The 1,712-nt window shown below is 45.6% G+C and carries 2 pseudogenes; one reads left to right on the top strand and one right to left on the bottom strand.

Features of this window, described 5'->3' with window-relative positions:
* A pseudogene (locus Q0191_RS02940) lies at nucleotides 1-580 on the bottom strand (imidazolonepropionase); the annotation flags it as partial.
* Nucleotides 581-775: 195 nt separating this feature from the next.
* Here Q0191_RS02940 and Q0191_RS02935 point away from each other — a divergent pair.
* Nucleotides 776-1,712: pseudogene (locus tag Q0191_RS02935) on the top strand (urocanate hydratase); the annotation flags it as partial.

Raw genomic sequence — 1,712 nt, 5'->3', positions numbered from 1 at the left:
CCTTGTATTCTGGTGGAACGGCGTGGGCAGCCATAAAGGTAGAAACGAGGTCAATCTCGTGGTCACGGTCCAGAGCCCCAACGACATCTAGCTGGCGCTTCTCTGTTTCCCAGTCCAGACCGTAGCCACTCTTAGCCTCAACAGTCGTCACCCCATGAAGCAACATATAGTCCAGCAGTCTCTTAGACTTATCGTAGAGAGTATCAAAAGAAGCTTCTCGCGTCGCCCGGACCGTACTGAGAATACCACCGCCTTGGGCAAGAATTTCCAGATAAGAGACACCGGCTAATTTCTTAGCAAATTCATGCTCTCGGCTACCGCCATAGACCAAGTGAGTGTGACAGTCGATTAAGCCGGGCGTCGCAATCTTACCCTCATAAGACTGAATCTTAGTATCTGATCCAACTAGACTGGCATTCGGCTCTCCACTACCAACAGCTAGGATTTTACCGTCTTTGACTGCAATGTAGCCGTCCTCCAAGACCTGAGCTTCCTTCATCTCCTCACCAAAAAGGGGGTGTCCGAGATCCTTGGGACAGAAGACTTGATTAAAGTGAGTTAATAGTAAATCAGCAGTCATGCTTGTTCCTCCATTCATTTTCCAACTTATTCGCTTTCCATCATAATACACTATCGTCAAATTATAGTCAAAAACCGATATATATTAGATATATTGATATTTTTTATCTCTAGGAATATTTTCTTGACTTTGTACTGACGGCGCTGTTATAAAATAAGGTCAAATCTTAAGTTATTTTACAAGGAGGAAATAAACATGTCATTCTACAGCGAACAAGATATTGCAGCAGCAATGACCGTCAAATTAGACGATGTACTGCCTGAAAAAACAGTTTTCCAAGAAGGCATCCGTCGCGCACCTGACCGGGGCTTCCGTTTGACTCAAGCTCAAACCGAAATTGCTCTTAAAAATGCCCTTCGCTATATTCCAAAGAGATTCCATGAGGAAGTAATTCCAGAATTTCTGGAAGAGCTGAAAACTCGCGGACGGATTTATGGCTACCGCTGGCGTCCAAAAGAACGCATCTACGGCAAGCCAATCGATGAGTATAAAGGAAACTGTACTGCAGCCAAAGCTATGCAGGTCATGATTGACAACAACCTGAGCTTTGAAATCGCCCTTTATCCATATGAATTGGTTACCTACGGAGAAACTGGATCTGTCTGCGCTAACTGGATGCAGTACAACCTGATCAAGAAATACTTGGAAGTCATGACAGACCATCAAACCTTGGTTGTAGAATCTGGCCACCCGCTCGGACTTTTCAAATCCAAACCAGAAGCACCTCGCGTTATCATCACTAATGGCCTCTTGGTCGGTGAATACGACAATATGAAAGACTGGGAAATTGCAGAAGAAATGGGCGTGACCAACTATGGTCAAATGACAGCTGGCGGCTGGATGTACATCGGCCCTCAAGGTATCGTCCATGGTACCTTCAACACTCTCCTCAATGCTGGACGTTTGAAACTGGGTGTAGCTGATGATGGCGACCTGACTGGCAAACTCTTCATCTCTTCTGGTCTGGGTGGCATGAGTGGAGCTCAAGGGAAAGCAGCTGAAATTGCTAAAGCGGTAGCAATCATAGCTGAAGTAGACCAATCTCGGATTGAAACCCGTCACTCACAAGGCTGGATCAGTCAATTAGCCGAAAGTCCAAAAGAAGCAATCGACCTAGCTCAAAAAGCTCTGG

Source organism: uncultured Streptococcus sp. (genome assembly GCF_938036805.1).
In the GTDB taxonomy this organism is placed as follows: domain Bacteria; phylum Bacillota; class Bacilli; order Lactobacillales; family Streptococcaceae; genus Streptococcus.
The sequence above is the reverse complement of the archived record's forward strand: the minus strand, read 5'-3'. Positions and strand labels throughout refer to the sequence as shown.